The organism is Exiguobacterium flavidum (assembly GCF_003344535.1).
Classification (GTDB): domain Bacteria; phylum Bacillota; class Bacilli; order Exiguobacteriales; family Exiguobacteriaceae; genus Exiguobacterium_A; species Exiguobacterium_A flavidum.
In genome coordinates, this window is the sequence record NZ_QPKS01000007.1 from 68,089 (window position 1) to 92,396 (window position 24,308).

The 24,308-nt window shown below is 57.1% G+C and carries 22 protein-coding genes; 8 read left to right on the plus strand and 14 right to left on the minus strand.

Annotated features, from left to right (window positions below):
- Positions 1 to 2: 2 nt before the first annotated feature.
- Positions 3 to 839: a phosphotransferase family protein gene (locus DFG60_RS08385; protein WP_232818678.1), complete on the minus strand. Its 837-nt coding sequence runs from the start codon at positions 837 to 839 to the stop codon at positions 3 to 5.
- A gap of 5 nt (positions 840 to 844) precedes the next feature.
- Positions 845 to 2,146, minus strand: a complete 1,302-nt coding sequence (locus tag DFG60_RS08390) for an HD domain-containing protein (protein ID WP_114571310.1) — start codon at positions 2,144 to 2,146, stop codon at positions 845 to 847.
- Between the two features lie 143 nt (positions 2,147 to 2,289).
- Between DFG60_RS08390 and DFG60_RS08395 the strand changes: the two genes are divergently transcribed.
- Together DFG60_RS08395 and DFG60_RS08400 are read left to right on the plus strand one after the other, a co-directional pair.
- On the plus strand, positions 2,290 to 3,111 hold the full coding sequence (locus tag DFG60_RS08395; protein ID WP_114571311.1) for a lipoate--protein ligase family protein: 822 nt from the start codon (positions 2,290 to 2,292) through the stop codon (positions 3,109 to 3,111).
- Between the two features lie 15 nt (positions 3,112 to 3,126).
- Positions 3,127 to 3,969, plus strand: a complete 843-nt coding sequence (locus tag DFG60_RS08400; RefSeq protein WP_114571312.1) for a DegV family protein — start codon at positions 3,127 to 3,129, stop codon at positions 3,967 to 3,969.
- A gap of 37 nt (positions 3,970 to 4,006) precedes the next feature.
- Here DFG60_RS08400 and DFG60_RS08405 read toward each other — a convergent pair whose 3' ends face one another.
- The 5 genes from DFG60_RS08405 to DFG60_RS08425 all read right to left on the minus strand — a co-directional run bounded on the left by DFG60_RS08405 (position 4,007) and on the right by DFG60_RS08425 (position 9,473).
- On the minus strand, positions 4,007 to 5,104 hold the full coding sequence (locus tag DFG60_RS08405; RefSeq protein WP_114571313.1) for a fatty acid desaturase family protein: 1,098 nt from the start codon (positions 5,102 to 5,104) through the stop codon (positions 4,007 to 4,009).
- 188 nt (positions 5,105 to 5,292) lie between these two features.
- Positions 5,293 to 6,492, minus strand: a complete 1,200-nt coding sequence (locus tag DFG60_RS08410) for a multidrug effflux MFS transporter (protein ID WP_114571314.1) — start codon at positions 6,490 to 6,492, stop codon at positions 5,293 to 5,295.
- A 10-nt stretch (positions 6,493 to 6,502) separates the two neighbouring features.
- Positions 6,503 to 7,633: a YfbR-like 5'-deoxynucleotidase gene (locus DFG60_RS08415; RefSeq protein ID WP_114571315.1), complete on the minus strand. Its 1,131-nt coding sequence runs from the start codon at positions 7,631 to 7,633 to the stop codon at positions 6,503 to 6,505.
- A gap of 72 nt (positions 7,634 to 7,705) precedes the next feature.
- Positions 7,706 to 8,491 carry a TerC family protein gene (locus DFG60_RS08420; protein ID WP_114571316.1) on the minus strand — a complete coding sequence of 262 codons (786 nt, stop codon included), beginning with the start codon at positions 8,489 to 8,491 and terminating at the stop codon, positions 7,706 to 7,708.
- Positions 8,492 to 8,609: 118 nt separating this feature from the next.
- Positions 8,610 to 9,473, minus strand: coding sequence for a TerC family protein (locus DFG60_RS08425; protein ID WP_114571317.1), 864 nt, complete (start codon positions 9,471 to 9,473; stop codon positions 8,610 to 8,612).
- Between the two features lie 253 nt (positions 9,474 to 9,726).
- Between DFG60_RS08425 and folE2 the strand changes: the two genes are divergently transcribed.
- The 5 genes from folE2 (at position 9,727) to DFG60_RS08450 (ending at position 16,059) form a co-directional block, all read left to right on the plus strand.
- Positions 9,727 to 10,632: a GTP cyclohydrolase FolE2 gene (folE2, locus tag DFG60_RS08430; protein ID WP_114571318.1), complete on the plus strand. Its 906-nt coding sequence runs from the start codon at positions 9,727 to 9,729 to the stop codon at positions 10,630 to 10,632.
- 102 nt (positions 10,633 to 10,734) lie between these two features.
- Entirely contained in the window at positions 10,735 to 12,495 is a 1,761-nt protein-coding gene (locus DFG60_RS08435; protein ID WP_232818679.1) for a sensor histidine kinase, read from the plus strand.
- A complete protein-coding gene (locus DFG60_RS08440; protein ID WP_198661569.1) occupies positions 12,476 to 13,171 on the plus strand; it encodes a LytR/AlgR family response regulator transcription factor in 696 nt (231 codons plus the stop codon). The genes DFG60_RS08435 and DFG60_RS08440 overlap by 20 nt, the downstream gene beginning before the upstream one ends.
- A 15-nt stretch (positions 13,172 to 13,186) precedes the next feature.
- The gene (locus tag DFG60_RS08445; RefSeq protein ID WP_114571321.1) at positions 13,187 to 14,116 is read left to right on the plus strand and encodes a Gfo/Idh/MocA family protein; all 930 of its coding nucleotides are present in this window, start codon (positions 13,187 to 13,189) and stop codon (positions 14,114 to 14,116) included.
- A 146-nt stretch (positions 14,117 to 14,262) separates the two neighbouring features.
- Positions 14,263 to 16,059 carry a carbon starvation CstA family protein gene (locus tag DFG60_RS08450; RefSeq protein ID WP_114571322.1) on the plus strand — a complete coding sequence of 599 codons (1,797 nt, stop codon included), beginning with the start codon at positions 14,263 to 14,265 and terminating at the stop codon, positions 16,057 to 16,059.
- A gap of 84 nt (positions 16,060 to 16,143) precedes the next feature.
- On the opposite strand, the gene DFG60_RS08455 is transcribed toward DFG60_RS08450, so the two are convergent.
- The 7 genes from DFG60_RS08455 to DFG60_RS08485 form a co-directional block, all read right to left on the minus strand.
- On the minus strand, positions 16,144 to 16,590 hold the full coding sequence (locus tag DFG60_RS08455) for a GDYXXLXY domain-containing protein (protein ID WP_114571323.1): 447 nt from the start codon (positions 16,588 to 16,590) through the stop codon (positions 16,144 to 16,146).
- Positions 16,591 to 16,669: 79 nt separating this feature from the next.
- Positions 16,670 to 17,851, minus strand: a complete 1,182-nt coding sequence (locus DFG60_RS08460; RefSeq protein ID WP_114571324.1) for a DUF2157 domain-containing protein — start codon at positions 17,849 to 17,851, stop codon at positions 16,670 to 16,672.
- A 97-nt stretch (positions 17,852 to 17,948) separates the two neighbouring features.
- Positions 17,949 to 18,476, minus strand: coding sequence for an NAD(P)H-dependent oxidoreductase (locus DFG60_RS08465; protein ID WP_114571325.1), 528 nt, complete (start codon positions 18,474 to 18,476; stop codon positions 17,949 to 17,951).
- A 45-nt stretch (positions 18,477 to 18,521) separates the two neighbouring features.
- Entirely contained in the window at positions 18,522 to 18,944 is a 423-nt protein-coding gene (locus DFG60_RS08470; protein WP_114571326.1) for a MarR family winged helix-turn-helix transcriptional regulator, read from the minus strand.
- Positions 18,945 to 19,037: 93 nt separating this feature from the next.
- Positions 19,038 to 21,026, minus strand: a complete 1,989-nt coding sequence (locus tag DFG60_RS08475; protein ID WP_232818680.1) for a methyl-accepting chemotaxis protein — start codon at positions 21,024 to 21,026, stop codon at positions 19,038 to 19,040.
- A 127-nt stretch (positions 21,027 to 21,153) separates the two neighbouring features.
- Positions 21,154 to 21,453: a rhodanese-like domain-containing protein gene (locus tag DFG60_RS08480; RefSeq protein WP_114571328.1), complete on the minus strand. Its 300-nt coding sequence runs from the start codon at positions 21,451 to 21,453 to the stop codon at positions 21,154 to 21,156.
- 129 nt (positions 21,454 to 21,582) lie between these two features.
- On the minus strand, positions 21,583 to 22,953 hold the full coding sequence (locus DFG60_RS08485) for an amino acid permease (protein WP_114571329.1): 1,371 nt from the start codon (positions 22,951 to 22,953) through the stop codon (positions 21,583 to 21,585).
- A gap of 256 nt (positions 22,954 to 23,209) precedes the next feature.
- Here DFG60_RS08485 and DFG60_RS08490 point away from each other — a divergent pair, with 256 nt between their 5' ends.
- The gene (locus DFG60_RS08490) at positions 23,210 to 24,289 is read left to right on the plus strand and encodes a GGDEF domain-containing protein (protein ID WP_157964512.1); all 1,080 of its coding nucleotides are present in this window, start codon (positions 23,210 to 23,212) and stop codon (positions 24,287 to 24,289) included.
- Positions 24,290 to 24,308 lie beyond the last annotated feature (19 nt).

Genomic DNA, 24,308 nt, shown 5'->3' on the forward strand with positions numbered 1-24,308 from the left:
AATTAGAAACCGCTTACGCTATTTTCATACACTTTCAAGACATAATTCTCCAGCTGTTTCCGAACATTAGCTTTCGAGAGGTCTGTTCTTCCGTGCGCCTCCCATCCAGGGTAGACGTCCAACTGCTCGAGCTCGAAATCGAACACGGCCATCAGGTCCCAGCGATGATCGTACTTCAGGCCGGTCCGCTCTACGTAATGCCGAAGGAACTGATCCGCGATGTCGACAGACTCGAGCAGCGCAAGGTTCAGCCGACAATGAGCGAGATCGGCTTCGACTGGTCCGGTGCAGGCATTGATCCAGTCGACGACTCCTGTTACCCTTCCTTCTTCGAAAAGCACATTGACCGGGTGGAAATCCCGGTGGATCAAGGCAAGCTTTGCGCTCGGCGGACAGCTCTGTCGGGCGGCCCATTCCCATGCTCCTCCCCTCACCCACGACGGGACGATTCGTTCCGCGTGATACGGGCGGTAATGATAGGCGCTAGATGACAACGGTTGACCATGGATCAAGGCGAGTACCCTGGCGAGCTCGGATACCCATTCTCCCTTGTCGCGCGGCGCAAGATCGACCCGCCCCTCCATCTTCGTCATCCGTAGCCACGGCAACTCTTCCGTGTTCGCCTCTTCGAAGGCTAGGAGCTTCGGTGCGAAAGGAAAACCGAGCTGAAGCGCCCATGCCTCGTGTCGGATCAGATCCGGCTCTTCCTTCAGCCACCTCTCGTTCGTCAAGAAACGAAAGACGTCCCCGGCCGCTTCGATAACGGTCGAGGACGTCGCGCCTGTGAGCTGCAGATACGACTGGGTGCCGAGGCGGTTCAGGATGTGTTCGATCCGCACGTCCCTCAATGGTCACCTCTGAGCAACGTGTCGATCTGCATCTTCTCGTTCGCGAACTCCTTCAGGTCATACAGCTCCTCCTGCGGGAAGAACAGCTTCTCATCCGTCTGGCGCGAAGTCGCGATCGCCCGGACGAGCGGCGAGACTTGCGAGATCTCCTTCAGCGTCCCGTCCTTCATCTGGAGCATGATCGGGTGTCGGCTGATCTCGCCGTTCTCGAGATAGAGGTCGTACGGCAGTCGGCTCAGCTTGTCCTCGAGCAGATAATAGTCCGGATCGAGACCGATCTTCGAGAAGGCAAGACAGAGCCGTTCGTGGACGGCGTCGCGCTTCTCCTGCGGGTAGTCGACGTATTTGAACAGCTTCCGGTTGACGAAACGGCTCGCGAGATCGCTTAGCACCTTGTCCTCCTCCTCCATCCACTGCTGGAAATAGAAATAGACGATCGTCTCGTCGAGTGCGAGGTAGTCTTTCAGCGTCATCGTCTGCTCGAATAGCGGAATAAGGTGGAACGGCGTGACCGTGAAGTCGTAATGCCCGGCGTAGAGCTCCTGTGCCCGCTCGAGGATCGCCTTGAGCAGGTAGTCGCTCGACCGGGTGACAGGGTGAAGATAGACCTGCCAATACATCTGATAGCGTCGCATGATGTAATCCTCGATCGAGTGCATCCCGGACTGCTTGACGACGAGCTGGTCGCGCGAAGGGCGTAGCACGCGAAGCATCCGTTCGAGGTCGAACGTGCCATAGCTGACGCCCGCGAAATGCGCGTCGCGCAGCAGATAGTCCATCCGGTCGACGTCGAGCTGCGAGCTGATCATCGTCACGAGCAGCTTGTTCGGATGGGTCTTGCGGATGACGGCAGCGACCTCCTCGGCGAATCCGTCCCCGACCTGATCGAGCACGGCCTTGATTTCCGTGTCGCCAAGGATGATCCGTTCCGTCCACGTCTCATGCTCGACGCCGAACACGTTCTCGAACGCATGCGAGAACGGGCCGTGTCCGACGTCGTGGAGCAAGGCCGCACACAGCGCGAGCTCTCGGTACTGGTCGTCCCATTCCGGACGGCCGTTGAAGACGTTGATCAGCTGGCGCGTGATCTCATAGACGCCGAGCGAATGGTGGAAGCGCGTATGTTCCGCTCCATGGAACGTCAAAAACGACGTCCCGAGCTGCTTGATCCGGCGCAGGCGCTGGAATTCCTTCGTGCCGATCAGCTGCCAGATCAGCTGATCATCGACATAGATATAGCGATGGACCGGATCCTTGAACACTTTCGTCTCTTTCAGTTGACCTAATGACTGATACACGGACTTCTCCCCTTTTGATGCATTTTGTTCTAGTATACCGTTCGTCCCCGCCCCTTGCTGTTCCTGTCTCCGTCCTTCCTGAAGTAAAGAAACGTATCCCTATGCTATAATGGTTTCGCAAATCTAGAAAAAGGAACGGGCCAATGGGAATCGAACTCTTACAGCAAGACCATTATCGTATATTTGATCAAACGACGCTCGGTGCGGCATTCCATGCCACCCAGTCGTTCGCGATGGACGACACGCTTTGCGCTTCTGTCGCGACGGAAGGCGCCGCCATGCGCGCGTGGGTGCATCATAAGACCGTCGTCCTCGGCATCCAGGACGCACGCCTTCCGTACCTCGAGGATGGCGTCGCCGTCCTCGAGACGAACGGGTTCACTCCGGTCGTCCGGAATTCGGGCGGTCTCGCCGTCGTCCTCGACGAGGGCGTACTGAATCTGTCGCTCGTCCTGCCTGAGCGCGGCGGGATCGACATCGACAGCGGATATGAGGCGATGCTCGCCCTCGTGCGCCGGATGTTCGCGAACGAGACGTCCGCCATCATGCCGGGGGAAGTCGTCGGCTCCTACTGTCCGGGGACGTACGACTTGTCGATCGACGGCAAGAAGTTCGCCGGCATCTCCCAGCGCCGTGTCCGCGGCGGTGTCGCCGTCCAGATCTACCTCTGCGTCACCGGAAGCGGGAGCGCGCGTGCCGCGCTGATCCGCGATTTCTATGCCGCGGCGCGCAAGGACGCGGAGACGAAGTTCGTCTATCCGGATGTCGTCCCGGAGACGATGGCTTCGCTCGAGGAACTGCTCGGCATTCCGCTGACGGTGGGCGACACACTGCTCCGCGCCTACCAGGCGCTGATCGCAATGAACGCACGCCTCATCCCGTCCTCCTTGACGGAGACGGAGAACGAATTGTTCGGCGCGAATTGGAATCGCATGCTTGAACGCAACAAAAAAGCCCTCGGGTGAAAAGGAGTGAAATAGATGGTACGATTCATCACTGACAGCGGTGCCGACGCACCAAAGGAACTGCTCGACGCGTATGGCTTCACGGTCATGCCGTTCGGCGTCCTGATCGGGGAAGAGACCCACTTCGATGGGGAGACGATCTCGCCGAAGGAACTGTACGACCGGATGCGGGACGGTGCCGCACCGAAGACGTTCCAAGTCGAGATTCCGCGGATGGAGACCGTCTTCAAGGAACATTTCGAGCAAGGCGAACCCTTCCTCTATCTCGCCTTCTCAAGCGAACTGTCCGGTACATATCAGACGGCCGTCATGGTCGCTTCGGAGCTCGCGGAAGACTATCCGGACGTCCCTTATGCCGTCATCGACACGAAGACGGCTTCGACCGGTCAGGCGCTGTTCGTCCTCGACGTCGCGGAATACGCGAAGACGAATGATTTCGAGAGCGTCAAAGCCTACAGCGAACGAAAGGTCAACACGGTCCGCCATCTCTTCACGGTCGAATCGCTCGACTATCTGCTGCGCGGCGGCCGCGTCTCGCGCGCGAGCGCCTTCATCGGCGGTCTGCTCAACATCCTGCCGCTCTTGACGGTCGAGGACGGGAAGCTCATCCCGAAGGAGAAGATCCGCGGCCAGAAGAAGGTCATGCACCGGATCGTCGACTGGATGGAGGAGTCGCGCGAGAACATCGACGGCAAACGCCTGATCATCGGGCACGGCGACGATGTCAATCGCGCGGAAGCGCTGAAGGCGATGATCGAGGAGAAATTCGAACCTGCCGAGGTCATCATCACGATCGCCGGCGCAGCGATCGGTTCACATACCGGTCCCGGACTCATCGTCATCGGATACGAAGATTGACAATACCCCGCTTCCTTGGAGGAGGCGGGGTATTTTTTCATCCTTCTTTGCGCCGTTCCTCTTGAACGAGCGCCTTGTCGACATCGATCTTATCATATGACGGACGATCCGGATCAAGCCCATGTCCGAGCGATCCGTAGAGTTTTCCGTCCTTCGGATCGATCAGTCCCGTGTTGTCGAAGTAGACGCGCGGCGTCTTGTAGAGGGCGATCATCGCCTTCGCCATCGGCATCTCATGGTAACGCTCCGGCCACATCTCCTTGATCCGCGCCTTGACGAGCGGATAATACTTCGAACTCATCCCCGGGAATAGATGGTGCTCCGTATGGTATGAGAAGTTGAAGTGCAGGAAGTCGACCCATCTTGGGACGGTCACCGTCAAGCTGTTCGCGAGCGGATCATTGACCGGGACGAGCGGATTCAACCGGTGGTTCGTCGAGATGTACGCCATGACGATGAAGTTTCCGATCAAAAGGGGCAAAAGGAACGCGAAGAACCATTTTACAGGACCCATGATCGCGAGCAGGCCGAGCCATGTCGCCCACGGCAAGAGCATCTGCAGCCAGACCGTCGTCCGTGTCTCCTTCTTGAAATCCTTGATATAGACGAAGAACATATGAAGCGAATGGAGCGAAAACGTCAGCGAAAGCGACAGGAAGCCGAAGAAAGCGCGGATCGGGAACGGCAAGCGGTACACCCATTGCAGCGCCGGGCTCTTCGCGAGCTTCTGCAGCGTCGGCCAGGCATCCGGATCATTCTCCTCGTCCTGCGTGTGGACGTGGTGTGTCAGATTGTGCCATTTCCGCCAAAGGCGCGGCCCTGTGCTGAGCGGCCAGAAGAAGACCGCTCCAAGGACGTTGCGGATCCAAGCCTTGCGCACGACCGTCCCGTGCAGGATCTCGTGGCCGAGGAAGCCCATTGCGGCGAAGCTCATCCCGATGACGAGCGCGATCGCGATGTTGACGATCGGATAGAGCTCAAGCAGACCGATCAGTAAAAATCCGGTGATGACGACAAGCACATAGGCGAATCCGCCGAGCAGCCGGATCGGCACCGGCTGGAACGCTTCTGCCGGCAGGTGTTTCTTGACACGTGCGGCATACCAGCTGAATGAATGTAAATCTTGCGATTCCATAAAGCAACTCCTTCATATTTCAAAATTCCGAGACATCTTTTCTCAACCGTTCAATCATAACACCAAAAAAATATTAATACTACCAAACAATAGTATCTGATACTAATAATTTCGGAACTGCTTTTTTTTCGACAGCAAAAAAACGCCTGACCGCAGTAGAGCGAATCAGGCGTTCATTTTTCATATTCTCACCGCGGACGGCGGACGATCAGCACCCTGTACAGGACGAGCGCAAGGCAATCGAGCGTCATGATGATGAGCGCCATCGGCAGTGCGGAGTCTTCACCGAGCACGCCGACGAGTGGTGAGACGGTCGAACCGACGAGCATCGGGAGCAAGCCGAGCAGCGCCGAGGCACTGCCAGCTGTCGCCCCGTAGTTCTGCATCGCGAGCGTAAAACCGATCGTCGTGATCAGACCGACGCTCGAGACGACGAAGAACAGCGGAATCATGACCAGGACGAGTGAACTCGCAAACGTCAGGGCGAGGAACAGCAGGATGCTTGCGAGCGAGACGATCACGAGACCGGCCCGCATCATCTTCTCACTGTCGATCCGCCCCGCCATCCTTCCGGCGAACTGTGCCGCGATGATGATGCCGATCCCGTTGATCCCGAACAGGAAGCTGAATTGCTGCGGGCTCGCCCCGTAGATGTTCTGAAGGACGAACGGGGAACCGGAGATGTAGGCGAACAACGCACCCATCACACAAGCTTGCGCGAAGGCATAGCCGATGAAGACCCGGTCCGACAACAGGCGGCCGAACGTCCGGAACGTCGCCCTGAAATCCGCCTCCGCCCGGTGCTCGGCGTGCAGCGTCTCCGGAAGCTTCGACGCGACCGCAATCAGCATCAGCGTGCTGAAGAGCGCAAGGACGAAGAATACGATGTGCCAATCGCCGAAGCGGAGAATCTGGCCGCCGATGACAGGTGCGAGAATCGGCGCCGCACCGTTGACGAGCGAGAGCGTCGCGAAGAACTTCGTCAGTTCCGGCCCCTCATATAGATCGCGGACGATTGCCCGGGAAATGACGATGCCGGAAGCACCGGCCGCTCCCTGCAGGAAGCGGCCCAGGACGAGCACCTCGATCGACGGTGCGAACGCACAAAACAGCGAGGCGAGGAAGTATGCGAACAAGGCGAGCAGAAGCGGACGCTTCCGGCCGAGTATGTCGCTGAGCGGACCGACGACGATTTGTCCGAGCGCCATCCCGAGCATACAGGCCGTCAAGCTGAGCTGGATCTGCGAAGCACCTGTCCCGAACGATTTCGCCATGTCCGGGAAGGCAGGTAAGTACATATCGATCGAGAGCGGGCCGAGCGCAGAGAGTGATCCGAGGATCAGAACGAGCGTCAGCCGGCTTGACTTGAGCGGTGGATTCATCTGCATCTTTCCCACCTCATGACGTCACATAATCCAGATCATGCAGAACATAGGCGAGGAAAAAGACGACGGCCGGGTTTTCATACTTCGTCTGGACCTTCTTGAGCTGCGCACGGTACCCGGTCTCGTACTCGACACCGTTCAGCTTGCGCTCCATGTTCATCTTGATCAAGGCGTCGAGCTTGTCCGCGACGTCGACCATCAGTCCCTCATACGTATCGTCCTTCGCCTCGGCGAGGAAGCGGTGGAAGTCCCGCTGCATGATATCAGGAAGCAGTTTGATCAACGCCTCGCTCTCAGCGCGCTCGTATGCCTCGAACGCGGCTCCGGTGACAGGCGTCGCGTGTTTGACCGGTCCGAGGACGTCACCTGTCACCCCTTCGACGAGATCATGGCAGAGCAGGCGCGAGACGACCTCCGCCGTATCGACAGCGACGCCGTACTTCTTCGATTCGATCAGGCCGTTGAAGAGGCCGAGCGAGGCCGCCCGGAACGCATGCGTCGCGTCATTGTCGTCGATCGTGTTGAATCGGCCCTTCCAGCGCCGGATCGTGTCCATCATCATGACGTTGTCGATGAAACGTGACATGTCGTCCTCGACGAAGACAGAAGCCGTCAGCTCCCGGATCGATGTCAGCGGATGTTGCAGAAGCAGCGTCTTCAATTCGTTCATCTTCTCCTCGAAGAAGACGGAACCCGTCACGAGCGCTTCCCTCCGGGCATAAAGCATCGCGTCGAACGTGTCGATCGCGTCGATGATCCGCCCTTCCGCCGACTGATCCTCGGCCAGGACGAGATAGGAATGGAACTCCTGCTGAAGTGATTTCGACAGCAGGCTGACGAGCTGTTCGCTCGCCTGACGTTCCATGTCCTTGATATGGGCATGGAGCGTCGGCTCCTTCTTCGTCCGGTGTTTGATCGGTCCCGTGATGACCTCGTTCATGTCGTGGAACAGCGCCTTTCCGAGGACCGCCAGTCGGTCGACCCGTCTTCCTTCCCGTTCCTCGATGTAGCACGCCATCAAACTGAACAGCGCGACGCGGAAGCTGTGGCTCGCCGCATTGTCCGGGAAGCGCGGCGCGTATTCATCCCAGCGCGGGACATTCTGCATCCGGGTGATCATCCGGATGAACGTTCCATTCTGCATGAAATCCCTCCTCAAATGAAAATGGACAGCAGAATCGAATTCCCTGTCCATCTCTTCTAACTGTATTTTAGCTCATTTTCGTTCCTGCGTTCGATGTTGCGTGCTTTTGTCCGCTTCTTTTCCGCCGCGGAACCAGCCGACGACGAGGATCAGGAGCAGGACGGCCCAGAAGATCGTCTGCCAGACGGCGCCTTCAGGCACTTCCTCGTGCAGGACGGCGATCTTCGGATGGGCGAGCGTCATGACGACGAGCTTGACGCCGACCCAGGCGACGAGCCAGAATGCCGCCTCCTCGATACCAGGACGCTTTTGCAGCAACACGACGAACCAGCTCGCGAAGTATCGCATGATGACGAGACCGACGATTCCGCTGAAGAAGACGACCCAGAACTGGCCGGTGTTCAGTCCGCCGATCATCCCGCCGACGGCAGGAAGCGTCGTCGCCATCGCGACGGCAGCGAGCGTCGAGTCGACTGCGAAGGCAAGGTCCGAAAACTCGACCTTGACGACGGTCCACCAGAAGTTCGGTGATTCCTTCTTCGGCGCGAGCGCACCCGGCACACTGTGATGATGGGAGCGCGACTCGACGATCCCTTTCAGCGCGACATAGAACAGGTAGATCGCACCGAGTGCCTGAAGTTGCCAGACGGTCGCGAGATAGGACGCGAAGAAGATAGCGACGAAACGGAGGACAAGTGCGCCGACGAGCCCATAGAAGAGCGCCTTCTTGCGCTGTTCGTCCGGCAGCGGACGAACGAGCACGGCCATGACCATCGCGTTGTCGGCAGACAGCAGCCCTTGCAGGACGATCAGGACGAGTCCGACCGTTACATATTGCGTGATTAATCCAACATCCATGAGCGAAGACTCCTTTTCTAAAAAGCTAACTTACTTATACATTATAAGGTCACTTCCTGAAAAAGAAAAAGCGATTCGCCTGCACGAAAAAGAACGGCCGCAAAGCGGCCGCCCCTGATTACATCTTATCGATTTTCTTCTCGACCTTTTTCTCCGCTTCCGGGTTCGATTTCGTCTTCGGCGACGAGAACCATCCCCAAAGCGCGATGCCGATCATGACCGTCCAGAAGAAGATCTGCCAGATCGTGCTGTGGCCGAAACCTTCAGGGAGCTTCAACGCTTCCATGAACGTGCCTTCGATCGATGCGTGGTATTTCGGGTGTTCGAGCGCGAGTACCGCGAGCTTCACACCGACCCAGCCGACGATACCGAATGCTGCCGTCTCGAGACCCGGGCGTTCAGCAAGCAACTTGACGAAGACGCGAGCGGCGAAACGCATGAGGACGACACCGAGCAGACCGCCTGTCAGGATGACGACGAAGTGACCCGTGTTGAGGCCGCCGACTTCACCGGTACCCCAGTCTGGAAGCGCGACCGCGAGAGCGACCGCTGCAAGAATCGAGTCGACCGCGAAGGCGAGATCGGCGAATTCGATCTTCGCGACCGTCTTCCAGAACTCGGCTTTTGAGACCGGCTCTTCCGATTTCGGTTTTTTGTCCTCTTCTTCAGCGCCGTGGGTCTCACCGATTCGCCGAGCCTGTATCGTCTTATAGATATGACGGAAACTCATGATGAGGAGATAAGCTGCCCCGATCGCCTGAATCTGCCAGATGTTGACGAGGAAAGAAATCGCGAACAATGCCGCGAAGCGGAGCACGAACGCTCCTGCGAGACCGTAGAAGAGCGCTTTACGCTGCTGTTCTCCCGGCAAGTGCTTGACCATGACGGCGAGGACGAGGGCGTTATCCGCCGAAAGCAGACCCTCGAGCGCGATCAAGACGAGCACGATCCACGCATATTGTAATACTAACTGCCAATCCATATTCCACATTCCCTTCTCTTCCATTTTTGGATGATTTCACTTTATGCGTTCATATGAACATATACTAAGGCATAGACCCTATTTTGGCAACCCCGGTCTTTCTCGATATGTCCGAGACATTCAAGTTCCGATTCGTCCCACTTCATGATAAAATGCAATACAGCACATCAATCAAGTCACTACACTTGCTCAGCGCTCTAACTGCTGTCATGTTGTATATATCAGCGATCATTACGAAAAAGGGGCCGATTCCATGTCTACCTACCCAATCACTTTGCCTACGAAAGAGGAGCGCCATAAATTGTTTGGTTCTGTCCCTCCGATCGAAGGCACGAAACCGACTGAAAAAGAACAGATGGTCGATTTGCAGAACACGCCGAAGAACTTCCTGTTCGCACTCGACGCCGTGGGCATCTCGAATGTCAAACACCCTGTCGTCGTCAAGGATGGCGACGCGACGCAAGCGACGATTGCGACGTTCGAGCTTTCGACGTCCCTCGTCCAGGACCGTAAAGGCATCAACATGAGCCGCTTGACGGAGCAGCTCGACGCTTATCACAACGAAGGCTGGGTCATCACGAACGACAGCCTCGTCGCATTCGCGCGCGACCTCGCCGTCCGGATGGAACAGACGGAAGGACAGCTGACTGTCCGCTACCCTTGGTTCTTCTCGCGCAAGGCGCCTGCGACTGGCCTCAGCGGCCTCATGAACGCAGAAGTCTGGCAGACTGTCAGCGTCAACAATGAGACGGACGAGGCGACGCTCTCGGTCGGTCTGACGATCAACGTCACGACGCTCTGCCCATGCTCGAAGGAAATCAGCGAATACAGCGCCCACAACCAGCGCGGGTACGTCACGATCGAAGCGACACTCGACGTGCAAGCACCTGAATTCGACTGGAAGCAGGATTTGCTGCACGCAGCGGAATCGAATGCCTCGGCACCGCTCCACCCGGTCCTCAAACGTCCGGACGAGAAGCGGGTGACGGAGATGGCGTACGAGAACCCGCGTTTCGTCGAGGACATGGTCCGACTGATCGCGGCTGACCTCTACGAGATGGAGGCCGTCACGAAGTTCTTCGTCGAATGCCGAAACGAAGAGACGATCCATCAGCACGATGCGATCGCACGGATCACGTTCGATAAAGCAACTCAATGATCAACATGCCTGGAGCGGATGCTTCAGGCATTTTTTGTGTTCGTTCCTCGTTGTCGTCCGGTGCGGAAGCGTATACACTAAAAGCGAATGGAGGCGAAAAAATTGCTTGAACTCATCCCCTTTTTGATGGAACGGCTTGGTATCATGATCATCCTCGCCTTCATCCTCGCGCAATGGGGGCCGACGCGCCGATTGATGCGGCAACCGGACCGGCCGTGGCAGTTCGCCGCCCTGATCGTCTTCTTCGCGTCGTACGGCATCATCAGCAACTACACCGGCGTCAAGGTCGACCTCGCGAACTTCCTGCCGCACACGTGGCTCGAGGAAGTCGACGGCACATCGGCGATCGCGAACACGCGGACGATGATCGTCGTCATCAGCGGACTGCTTGCAGGACCTGTCGGCGGTACGATCACCGGGTTGATCGTCGGACTCCACCGGTATTCGCTCGGCGGCTTCACGGCGTTCGCCTGCGCCTTCTCGACCGTCGCAGCCGGCATGCTCAGCGGCCTTGCCCGTCCGATCTGGCGTGACCGTTTTCGCAGTAACGCCTTCTTCCCGATCGTCCTGACCATCTTCCTGATGGCGTTCGAGATGTCACTCATCCTGCTCGTCTCGACACCATTCGACGCAGCCCTCGAACTCGTCCGCTTCATCTCGGTCCCGATGAGCATCGTCAACGCGCTCGGTGTCTGGCTCTTCCTCTCGATCATCCGTTCAGCGGCCAGAGAGGAGGAACAGGTCCGCGCCCGTGAGGCGGAACGCTCGCTCCATATCGCCGACCTGACACTTCCGTTCCTCAAGAGCGGGCTCAGCCCGCATTCGGCGGAAGCTGTCGCGTCGATTCTCTTGCAAGAGACGCGTGCCGACGCAGTGTCGCTGACGGACCGCGCCCTCATCCTCGCCCATGTCGGTGCAGGCAGCGACCATCACAGGAGTGGCGAGCACTGGACGACCCGCCCGACTGAACATGTCCTTCAGACGGGTGAGGTCCGGCTCGCGACTGAGAAGGAGGACATCGATTGTCCGAAAGCGAACTGTCCGCTGCAGGCCGGCATCATCGCCCCGCTGATGGTCGGCGGCGAGACCGTCGGGACGTTGAAGGTCTATTACCCGAACAACGATCAACTCGACGCCGTCGAGATCGAGTTGATCGAAGGACTCGCGAAGCTGTTCTCGACGCAGCTCGCACTCGGCCAGGCCGAACGCCAGGCCCAGCTGTTGAAGGACGCGGAAATCCGTGCGCTCGAGGCACAGATCCATCCGCACTTCCTCTTCAACGCCATCAACACGATCTATGCGCTTTGCCGGACCGACGTCGAGGCGGCACGGCAACTGCTGCTCGAATTGTCGACGTTCTTCCGCAGCAACCTGCAGGGAGCACGCCATCCGGAAATCGCTTTGTCGAAGGAGCTCGAACACGTCGAGGCCTACATCTCCCTCGAGTCCGCCCGTTTCCCGAACCGGGCATTCATCGACATCGACCTCGCAGAAGGAACCGAGCAGATGCTCGTTCCGCCATTCGTCCTGCAGCCGCTCGTCGAGAACGCCTTCATCCACGCCTTCCCTAAAAACGAGAGCGGTTATGTCGGCATCACGTCCTTCATCGATGGGGACCAGCTCGTCCTCGAAGTGGTCGATAACGGACGCGGCATCGAATCGGAACGATTGAAACTGCTCGGCCGTGAAGTCGTTACATCAAGCGGGAACGGCAACGCCCTGTTCAACACGTCGGAACGGATTCGCACGTTATATGGAAACAACGGATCATTTGAAATCAAAAGCGGCGAGGGTACGACGGTGACGATCCGTCTGCCCCTCGAGCCCGGAAAGGATGTCGCTTATGCGCGCCATACTCATTGAAGACGAACCGCTGGCACGGGACGAGCTGCGCTATCACGTGCTGAATGCCGGTGTCGAAGTCGTCGCGGAGAGCGACCGGACCGAAGGCGCAGAGACGCTCGTCCGGACACATCAGCCCGACGTCGTCTTCCTCGATATCGAGCTGCAGGACGGAAGCGGCCTCGACGTCGCGAAACGTCTGCAGTCGATCCCGCATGCCCCGGCGATCATCTTCGTCACCGCCTACGATGCCCATGCGCTAGAGGCGTTCGAGCTGAATGCCTATGACTATGTCCTTAAGCCGTATGACCCCCACCGCATCAGGCGCGCTCTCGATAAGATCGGCCGCCCGGCATTGCGAAAAAGTCCTCGCTTCGAACGGCTCGCCGTCGAGTCGGGCGATCAGCTCAAGCTCCTCTCGCCGCAAGACATTCATTATGTCGTCGCCGAAGGGGGCAAGACGAAGCTTACGACGGACTCCGGTGAATACTCGTCGAACGAGACGCTGACCGAACTCGAGCGCAAGCTTTCTGAACACCGCTTCCTGCGGGTCCATCGCTCCTATATCGTGAACCTCGAAGCGATCGAGGCGATCGAGCCGTGGTTCAACGGAGCTTACAATATCAAGATCGGCAGGATGGATTTGCCGGTCAGCCGCACGTATGTCAAGACGCTGAAAGATGCACTCGGTATCTAACAAGGAGGAGTCATCATGATGAAAGTACGGATTGGACTGGTCGGGATCGGCGGAATCGCAGAAAAAGTATATCTGCCGCTCATGCATGAGCTGACCGGCGCAGAATGGATCGGTTTCCATACCCGCTCAGCCGGAAAGCGGGAGCTGATCGAGAAGAAGAGCGGTTTGAAGAGCTTCGAACACCTCGCCGACCTGTTGCAGGAGGTCGATGCCGTCATGATTCATGCCGCGACCGAGGCGCATCATTCCCTTGCGATGGAGAGTCTGCTCGCAGGAAAACATGTCTATATCGATAAGCCGCTCGCTGAGACGACCGAACAGGCAGAAGAACTCGTCCGCATCGCGCGTGAGCGCAAGCTGCTCCTAACGGTCGGATTCAACCGGCGCTTCGCACCCTTCTACCGGGAAATCGCTGAACTGCCCCTCGACTCCGTCGCCTCGATCCGGATGGAGAAGCACCGCGCCTCCCGCGTCAAACCGGTCCCGGCGAGTGAGACGCTGTTCGACGACTACATCCACCTCGTCGATACGATCCACTGGCTGAGCGCCGGCCGGCCGATCCGGCTTTTGAACGGCATCATCCAGACCGACGATGCCGGATCTCTCGTCTACGCAGAGCATTCCTTCCTGATCGACGAACGGATTCCTGCGCACATCAGCATGCACCGCTCCTGCGGCTCGAATGATGAACGCCTTTCAGCCGTTACGGTCAACGGGCTCTATGACGTCCGGAACCTGTCCCAGTCGACGTGGACGAAGGACGCGGCGTTCGTCCGGACCGCTCCAAGCTGGGAGACGATCCTCCGGACGAAGGGCTTCACGGACGTCGTCCATCAGTTCATCGAAGCCATCCGCGAAGGAAATCCGCTCGCGGTGACCGGGGAGGACGGCGTCGAGAGCGGACGACTGCTCGACCGGATCATCAGCCAATCGACCTACATCTGACCGCTCAGCTTGCTGAGCGGTTTTTCATTGCCCGTTTCCGACCGTTCATCCTCAGAAAACGGCTTTTCGTCCGAAATCGATAAGTAAGCGTTTTCATTCGAGATACACTTGCTTCAGAAAAACATTCCTGAAGGAGGTTCATCACGATGAACGCTACACCTATCGTCATTGCAGTCATCTGTATTCTACTCATCGCCTACCGTCTTTACGGTACGTTCATGGCAGCGAAAGTCTTGAAGATCAAAGACGATCAGCAGACGCCAGCCCATAAACTCGAGGACGGAAAAGATTACGTCCCGACGAACAAGTGGGTCTCGTTCGGTCACCATTTCGCTGCTATCGCAGCAGCCGGTCCGCTCGTCGGTCCGGTCCTCGCCGCACAGTTCGGTTACCTGCCAGGCTTGCTCTGGCTCTTGATTGGTGCTGTCATCGGCGGAGCCGTCCACGACATGGTCGTTCTCTTCGCTTCGATGCGCCAAGACGGGCAGTCGCTCTCCGAGGTCGCGAAGAAGGAGCTCGGTCCGGTCGCCGGCTTCTGTACGGGACTCGCGATGCTCTTCATCATCACGATCACGATGGCCGGCCTTTCGATGGTCGTCCTGCACGCCCTCGAACATAACCCATGGGGCACGTTCGCCGTCTTCGCGACGATTCCGATCGCGATGGCCGTCGGTCTCTACTTGAAAGCAGGCGGGAACCTCGCCCTCGCTTCGACGGTCGGATTCCTGCTGATCCTTGCTGCGATCGGTTTCGGCCCGCAGTTGACGGAGACATTCATCGGTGACTGGTTCGACCTCTCGAGCCGCCAGCTCGCGATCGCACTTCCGGTCTACGCGTTCTTCGCAGCGGCGCTTCCTGTCTGGTTGCTCCTCGCTCCGCGCGATTACCTGTCGAGCTTCATGAAAATCGGTGTCTTCGTTGCCCTCATCATCGGCGTCTTCATCATCAACCCGGAAATCCGCTTCCCTGCGTTCACGAAGTTCGTGAACGGCGGCGGTCCGATCATCGCCGGTCCGGTCTGGCCGTTCATCTCGATCACGATCGCTTGCGGTGCCATCTCAGGCTTCCATGCCTTCGTCGGTTCGGGGACGACGCCGAAGATGATCAACCGCTGGAGCGATATCAAACCTGTCGCTTTCGGCGCGATGCTCGTCGAGTGCCTCGTCGCCGTCATGGCACTCATCGCTGCGACTTCACTCGAAGTCGGCGACTACTTCGCGATCAACTCGACACCGGAAGTCTTCGCGACACTCGGCATGAGCACAGTCTATCTCGACGACCTCTCGCGTGAGATCGGTCTGGATCTCGCAGGCCGTACAGGCGGCGCCGTCTCGCTCGCAGTCGGTATGACGTTCATCTTCCGTGTCATCCCGTGGTTCCGCGAAATCGCATCGTTCTTCTTCCAGTTCGTCATCCTGTTCGAAGCAGTCTTCATCCTGACGGCGATCGACGCCGGGACACGCGTCGCCCGTTACTTGATCCAAGATTTCTTCGGCGAGTTCTACAAACCTCTCAAACGTGTCGACTGGGTGCCGGGAGCAATCTTCGCAAGCGCGCTCGGTACGTTCTTCTGGGGCTATCTCCTCTTCTCAGGCGACATCGGTTCGATCTGGGCACTGTTCGGTGTATCGAACCAGCTGATGGCGTCGATCGGCCTCATCATCGGTACGACGATCATCCTGAAGATCGCCGACAAGAAAATCTATGCCTTGACGACGTTCATCCCGCTCGTCTATCTGCTCGCGACAGTCGCGACGGCAGACGTCTGGATGGTCGCGAACGTCTATGCGAATCCGGAATCTGCCGGCTTCAGCGTCTTGAACACCGTCCTCTCGATCACGATGGGTGTGCTCGGCATCGTCATCACGATCTCTGCCGCACGCAAGTGGATTGAATTGCTCAAATCACCGCGCTGGGACGCCGCGAAGCGCAAACTTGCTTAACGGACTACCACACGGCTAACGAAAACGGCCCCTTCTTCCATCGTATTCCTTGGAAGAGGGGGCCGTTTTGTTCAATTCGATTCATCACTCACTCCGGACATCGAGATGACGGGGGCGAATGGCACCCCAAGGCGCGACGTCCGCCTTCACTTCGAGGTCCTTCGCATCCTCGTATCCTTTTCCGGTACCTTGTTCGACGTAGTATTGCTCGAGCTGAGGGACCCGGACGAGCTTATCGTAATAGTCGCCCTTCGTCGAGCCGAGGAACCGTTCGTTCGAGATCCGGTCGATGACGGCGTAACCGTCGTCACCTTCCTTGAACGTCACGTAGACCGTGCCTTCCTCGACACCGGCACCGGGAGTGAGATCCGGATATTGCAGCATGACGAACTCACCATAGACCGGATTGAACGGATCGTACGGCTCAGCCCGGAAGCGGTAGCTGTCACCGAACCAGCTGATGGCGAAGAACGCGAGAACGACGAGTCCGACGATCAATGTCTGGATGAGCGGAAAGAGATAACGTTTCATGACCGGTTCCCCCTCCCTTGAGACCAGTACCATCCCGCTGCCATCACACCAACGATGATCACGAGCAGACCGAGCATCATCATGTCGTCGCCCCCTCTCGTCTGCGACGGAGCCACCAGGCGATGCCTGCGAGCAGGAAGACGATGATCGCACCGATCAGGAAGAACAGCGACATGTCGAGCCGGTCCCAGGCGTAGACGAAGTAGATCGCCATCTGGACGGCGATGAAATAGACGAACGGCATGACGAGCGAATGATCCTTGCGTTCACTGTAAATCAGGAAAGCGAACGCGACGATTTCGATGATCGCAGCGAGCGCGATCGCCGTGTCATCATAGAGCGCGAAGCCGAACAGGCCGAGCGGGACGAGCCACAGGAGCGGCTTGAACCATCTGTATCCGACGTAGCCGATGGCCAGGGCGACGAGCAGCAGGGCTGCGGATTCATAATAGCTCATGTCGACAGTCCAGTCCTCCGTCCCTCCGCGCACCGCGAGGTAGACGACCGAAGCAGCACCGCCGACGAACAGGTAGATCGGAACGAATTTCTTCCGCGCCTCCTCGTCCTTGATCAGGAACAGAAGCGGCACGAGTGCGAACAGCGTCCAAATCGCCCAAAGTACCCCGTCATATCCGTCGACGAGCGACCAGAGCAGCACTCCAGAACCGAACAGGAAAATCCAGCTGAACAGCTGCGGCAGCGGTTTCTGACTGAAGTAGAACCAGGCGAGGCCGACTGCGAGGAGCAACGCCCACTCGAGCCACGTCACGGACTGTCCTGCCGTCGTCAGCAGGTTGATGCCCGCGATGAAGGCGACGATCGTATAGGCTTCGTGACGCCAGAGGAAGTAGTGTCCGAGTGCCATCAGCAGGACCGCCCACGCAAGAAAGGTTCCTTGCTGCGACATGTGGAACGTCTGGACGGTGACGACGATCGCACCGGCGAACGAGATGATACCGAGAATCCGAAACGCGACCGGACTCCAGATTTTCCGGCGTTCCGAGACGTCAGCAAGGACGTAGAACGCCCACATCAATAAAAGAACGAGACCGATTTTGACGAGTGCAGGAATCGCCTGCCAGTTGGCCGCGATGAAACTCATGATGGCGAGTGCGACGAAGATGAGACCGATGACGACGAGGAGCGGGAAGCGCTTCTTCTCCCTTTTCAGCTTCCCTTCATACTCGAAGACGCGCGCTTTCGTCCCTGCGTCGATCACGCCGGCGTCTTCCCATTCCTTCAACTTGGTTTGCCAAGACATTTGTTCCGCCTCCCTCCGATAGAAGACAATGCAGCTAACAGTAGTATTTTCCCTTACTGTCGGGGATTCAATCGAAGGTATGGGGCTTTCTGATGAATTATTTTCGAACGATCGAACGGACGAATAAGCCTCCGTATGCTTGCATATGCGCTTCAAGCTCACTCTCCGTCAGACGCATCGCGCCTTGGACGAGGAACGGCTCCTCGAACTCCATCCCGGTCAAATTCGCCATCGCTTTGTATGGTGCGAACAACTCATCCATCGTAAAGCGGTTATGTCCCTCTGCCTGATAAGCTTCGGACGGTCCGCCCGTCGTCACAGCCAGGCGGAAACGCTTTCCGCGAAGCGCCGTTCCTTCCGCGCCGTAAGCGAACCCGTAAGTCAAGACGCTGTCTTGCCACTCCTTGAGAAGAGACGGCGATGAGTACCAGTAGAACGGAAACTGAAAGACGATCCGGTCAAAGGACAACAGGAGCTCCTGTTCCTTCTCGGCATCGATCTTACCGTCAGGATAGATGGCATAGAGGTCGCGGACCGTCACCCCTTCAGGAATCGCTTCGAGCAGTTTCCGGTTGAGGCGGGATTCATTCAAGTTCGGGTGACTGACTAGTACGAGTGTGTTCATTTCATCTTCTCCTTTGTATATACAAATATAGAGGGGAGAAGCAGGTCAATCCTGCTCCAAAATCGCAGCTGCGCCTTTGATGTCCGATACGAGCTGTTCGGCCGTCTCCTTGCCGAGCAGATCGACGTAACGCCGGTAGAGCACCTTCAAACAACCTCTGATTTCCGTGAGTTTTCCGTCCCCCGCTTCCGTCAGGCGAATGTGGACATATTTGCCTTCCTGCCGTTTATGGACATAGCCGTCCTTGAGCAGCTTGTCGACGAAACGTGTCAGCGTCGACGGTTGGAAATGGAGTGTCTCGCCAAGCTCCTTCTGTGTCATCTCCTTGCGTGAGAGTGCCAGCAGGATGTAGGCATAGCTGGGAGCGAGTCCGCTCGGTAGGAAAGCATCTTCCGCGAGCTTCGTCATGATACGGTGGAACCTTCCGGCCACGAAATAGAGGCAGTGATCTTCGACTTCATGCGACATGTCCTCTCCCCTTTCACAGAAAGCATAGCCGAAATCATTTGTATATGCAAATGATTCGCGAAAAGAAAGCCTGTTTTTCAACAGGCCCTTTGTTCATATCTTGAATTTCGTGACGAGACCTTGCAGCTCTTCTGCCATGGCAGCGAGCGACTTCGCGGATTCGGTGATCTCTTCCATCGATCCGAGTTGATCCTCGGTCGTCGCTGCGACCATGCCGGAACTGTTCGCGTTCTCCTCTGCGATATGCGCGATCTCCGTCGCCGATGCCGAGACCTCCTGGACGTTCGCGGCGATTTCCTGGACTGTCGCCGTCACTTCCTCGATCTGCGGCGTCATTTCCTGCGTGCTGGCCAGGATCTGGGCGAATTTTTTCGCCGTCTCCTCCGTGACTGCCAATCCTTGCTTCGTGCTTGTCGTCACTTCGTCCATCAGGCGGACGGACACATCCGTATCCTGCTTGATGTTCGCGACGAGTGAGGCGATTTGCTTCGTCGACTCTTGCGATTGTTCCGCGAGCTTTCGGACTTCGCTCGCGACGACCGCGAACCCTTTGCCGTGTTCGCCTGCCCGGGCAGCCTCGATCGCCGCGTTCAAGGCGAGGAGGTTCGTCTGGGCCGCGATGCCATTGATGACTTCGACGATCTTTCCGATCTCGTTCGAACGGACCGACAGGGAATCGATCACCTGGCTGAACTCCCTGACCGAACGGTCGATCGACTGCATCTGCTCGAGGTTCTGTCCGACCGCGTTCGTACCGGTCTCCGCCTCGAGCGACGTCGTGCGGGAGAGATCCGAGACCGCACTCGAACTCTCAGCGATCCGCATGACTCCTTGTGTGATCGATTGGAGCGAGACGGCATTGCCTTCGAGCTGCTGTTTCGACTGGTTCGCACCTGCCGACATCTGCTGTATAGCAGCTGCGATCTGTTCCGTCCCGGCAGTCGTCTGTTCCGAGTTCGCCATCAGTTCTTCCGAGGATGCCGCGACCTGGGCGACCGACTCATCGAGGTTCTTGATGATCAGGCGAAGCGAATCGACCATCGAGTTGAAGCTGTTGCCGAGCTGACCGATCTCATCGTCCGTCTCGACTGCGACCTGCTCCGTCAAATCGCCTTCGCTGATCCGCTGCGCACTATCTGAAAGCTCACGGAGCGGCTTCAAGATCGAGCGGAGGATGAAGAACATGAGGGCCGTCGCGACGAGCAGCATGCCTGCGAGGACGATCAGTGTCGTCCAGAGAATGCCGGACGTCTCATCCGTGATTTCCTTCGAATAGAGCGTGCCTGCGACCTTCCAGCCGGTCAGCTTGTTCGTCACGAAGTCCATCTCCTTGTCTTCTCCCTCGAACTGGTAGGTGAACTGGCCTTCTTTGCTCGCATAGAGGGGAGCGATCCACTCGCCTTCCCCCTTCGTACCCGGCTTCATCGTCGGATGGACGACGAACTGCTGGTCCGCGTCGAGGACCGTCACGTATCCTTCCTTGCCGACCTTGATCGATTTCGTGATTTCAGCGAGACCTTCGACGTCGACATCGATGCCGATGACCCCTTTGCCGTTGCCCGTCTTCTGAGAAAGGGTCACCATCATCTTGCCGCTCGCCGCGTCGACGTAAGGAGGCGTGATCGCGACCTTGCCGCCCGCTTCTTCCGCTGCCTTGTACCATGGGCGTTCGCGCGGGTCATACCCGTCCGGCATCGCCTGTTCCGGGTAGATCGTCATCTCTCCGTCATTCGTGCCGAAATAGATATTGCTCGCCTGCGGATGAATATCGAGGTATTCCGTCATCTTTTCCTTCAAGGCGAGGTTCTGCTCACCTGATTGATAGAGCGTCCCGTCGATCCGGTCCGCGAAAAATGCGAGGTCGCGGCGCATCGGATCGACCGTCCCCTCGATCTCGGAATCGATCCGGACGACCGCTTGATGTGCCGCTTCCTTGATCTGATCCGCTATCTTCTGGCTCGACAACTGATAGGCGACGATCCCGATGATCAGCGCCGGGATGATCATCAGCGCAAGTGATGAGAGAATCAGTTTTTGCTTGATGCTCATGCTTCGTTTCGTTCGTTCCTTACTTCTTTTCAAATCGTTCCACTCCATTCCTCTACACGATATACATCTTCCACTTTGTATATCGGAGGAATCCCGCGCATTGTGTATAGGTGTTCTGACCCACAAAAAAGACACGGAATTTTCCGTGTCTTCATTCCCCTCATGCTTCAATATCGCCCGTCCAGCTGCTCATGCCGCCCTGTACGTTGACGATGTCGTATCCGTACTGGTCGAGGAAGCGGCTGACATTCTCGCTGCGGCCGCCCGCCGCACAGATGATGTAGTACGTCTCACCTTCCTGAAGTTCCGTATAACGCTCACCGATTTCAGACATCGGCAGGAATCGTACGCCCGGGATATGACCCGCATCGTACTCGTCCTGTTCGCGGACGTCGACGACGTTCAGACGTTCGCCAGCCTCGAGTTTTTGTTTGAGTTCATCGACTGTGATGTTCTTCATGAAAGTTCCTCCTTAAAATGATTTCCTGTATCCAGAATACCAAAGATGATACCCCCACTGCCATATTCCCGCCCGAAGACAAAAGAAAACAGGGTGGTCTCCTTCCCCCGAAAGAGACCGCCCTGTTCATCATTCCCCAGACGCACGCTTGAGCGTACGCGTCTCCTTATGCATTCCCCGTGCATAGTAGACGGCGATCAAGACCGCGTACCAGAGCGGACCGACGATAAGCGCGATCCGAGTGCTTTCACTGAACGCCATCAGGACGATGACACCCGCCAAAGCGAAGAGTGCGATGTAGTTCGCGACCGGGAAGAACGGAACCCCGAACTCCGCCGTCCCGTAGACTTTACGGGCCCGCATCTGCGCGATCAAAATCATCGCCCATGTCCAGACCGCTCCGAACGTCGCGATGCTCGTGACGATTGCGAAGACGCTCTCCGGAAGGAAGTAGTTCAATACGACGCCGACGAGGAGAGCTGCCCCTGAAAGGACAGTCGCGAGCGCCGGCACACCGTTGCGTGACAGACGTGCAAACCGTCTAGGCGCCTCGCTGTTCTCCGCCAGATTGAACATCATCCGTGCCGTCGAGAAGATTCCTGAGTTACAAGAAGAAAGCGCCGCCGTCAGGACGACGAAGTTGATGATCCCGGCTGCTGCCGGAATACCGAGTTGATCGAACAGAAGGACGAATGGACTGCCGTCCTTGCCGACTTCGTTCCATGGATAGATCGACAGGATGACGAAGAGAGCTCCGACATAGAAGATCAAGATACGCCAAAAGACGTTGTTGACGGCCTTCTTGATCGTCTTCTTCGGATTTTTCGCCTCACCTGCCGTCACGCCGATGACCTCGATGCCAAGGAAGGCGAACATGACCATTTGCATGGCGAGCAGGACGCCGCCGAATCCGTTAGGCAAGAAGCCGCCTTCTGCCCACAGATTAGAAATTCCGACCGGTGTACCGCCGTTGCCGAAGCCGACGACGATCGTCAGAATTCCGAGTACGATCATCGCGACAATCGCGACGATCTTGATCAGGGCGAACCAGAATTCGAACTCCCCGTAGAACTTGACCGCGACGAAGTTGATGCTCGTCATGAGGATGAGCGCACCAAGCGCCCAAGCCCATCGTTCCGACTGCGGGAACCATTCCTGCATGTAGATCCCGACAGCCGTGATCTCCGCCATACAAGTGAAGATCCAGAGCAGCCAGTAGTTCCAGCCCGTCAGGAATCCTGCGAGCGGACTGACATATTTCCGGGCATATTCAGCAAAGCTTCCCGCAACCGGTTCCCGTACCGCGAGCTCCCCAAGTGCCCGCATGATGATGTAGATGATGACCCCGCCCAGCAAATAGGCTAGTAAGATACCTGGACCTGCTAGTTTGATGGCCGTCGCCGAACCTAAGAACAATCCGACACCGATAGCTGCCCCGAGTGACATCAGCGTGATGTGACGTTCCTCGAGTCCCCGATTCAGTTCTGTCTGTTGTTTCATCTCTCTAACGTCCTTCCCATTCCCCGTTCTTTTAGCAGTTCCCCAACTGCTACGATGTCAGTATAAGAAAATGTGTCCATTTTGTAAACGTTTTCAACGACATTAAACACTATCTTGATATTACACGGAATATTCAGAAAATCGATTTGTGATGCCTTAATTCTATACCTTTTAGCAGGAAAAATATTTTTCTGGTAGCGCTTTTCATAAAAACGGTTACAATGATTGTTGAATTACTCTCGAAGGGAACATGCATATGATCAACGATTTCATTTCCAATGCGGCCGTCCTGTTCGCCCTTCTATATGTCGTGCACATCGTCTATAAAAATTGGCTTGAGGCTCATCGACTCGAAGTCATCGTCTCGAATGTGCTCCTTGGGCTCGTCGCCGGTCTGACGATGTGGCATGGCATCACGAGTTCCGATCTCCACTATTTCAATTTCGGCTATTTCCCTCTCGCCATCGCCGGAATCTATTTTAGAGAGAAAGGCTTGTACATCGCGACATCCGTCAACATCGCTCTCGCCTTCCTGCTGACCGAGGCACAGGACTTCGAAGATGAGCTTTTGACGATCAGCGTCGTCCTTCTGTTGACCTGGCTGTATTTGATCACTGAGCAACCGCTCCGGACGCTGAAGACGGTGTTCTCGCTTCACGTCGTCTCCAGCATTCTGCTGATCATCCTGACCTCGATGCAGTACCAGGTTGGGGATGACTTCATCCTTCGCGTGTCGATGTTCGTCGGCACCGGTGCCGTCCTCAGCTGGCTATTGTTCCAGATGTACTATTCGTTTTATGAGTTGGAGCAACATTCCTCTCTCGTCGCCGAATACCGGAAGTCGTCGCATACCGATTTCCTGACCGGCTTGAACAACACACGGAGGTTCGAGAACCTGCTTCGCCGCCTCGAGACGCAGGCGACCGAAAAAAATATTCCGTGTGCGATGCTTCTGCTCGACATCGATCATTTCAAGCAGGTCAATGATACATATGGACACGATGCGGGCGATGCCGTCCTCGTCAGAGTGGCGGAACTTTTGCGGGAGACGGCGCGCGAAAGCGATGTCGTCTCCCGCAACGGTGGCGAGGAGTTTTCCATCCTGCTTCCTAACTGTCGCCAGGAGGAAGGAATGCTCGTCGCTGAACGAACCCGCAAGCGGATTGAGCTTGAGTCCTTCCTCTTGCCAGACGAGTCGGAAATCAATATCACGGTCTCGATCGGCATCGCGAGCTTCCCGGAAGACCCTGTCGCCTCACTGCCGAAACGGGCCGACCTCGGTCTCTACAAGGCGAAAAGAAGCGGACGGAACCGCGTCTGTCAATGGAACATCTAAAAAAGAGAGTTTCCCGGGA